A 354-nucleotide genomic window follows, 5' to 3' on the forward strand; every position below is an offset into this window, starting at 1 on the left:
GGCATATCCAAAAAAGAATTGATCAAATTTCAAATGTGGCATATCCAAAAAAGAATTGATCAAATTTCAAATGTAATCATTAAATTTGGAACATTGGTTGAAGGGTTATTAGTAGATGGAAAGCTTAACAAAGTATGCGGAGTAAAAGCTAAATGTTTAGAGACTGGCACGCAAGAAGAAATTCAAGCAGATATTGTTGTTGATGCGAGTGGATTCGGTTCAAAAAGTATAGCGTGGTTACGTGAATACAATATCGAAGTGCAAGAAGAGAAAGTGCGTATCGATTTATTCTACGCAACTAAAATGTTTAAACTCAAAGAAAATGAGAAATTAGACTGCTGTAATATGCTAATG

General features: G+C 33.1%; 1 pseudogene. It reads left to right on the forward strand.

Annotated features, from left to right (window positions below):
• Positions 1-354 (forward strand): annotated as a pseudogene (locus AC1DJR_RS34195) (hypothetical protein); the annotation flags it as partial.

It is taken from the genome of Bacillus sp. 05T31 (assembly GCF_056396725.1).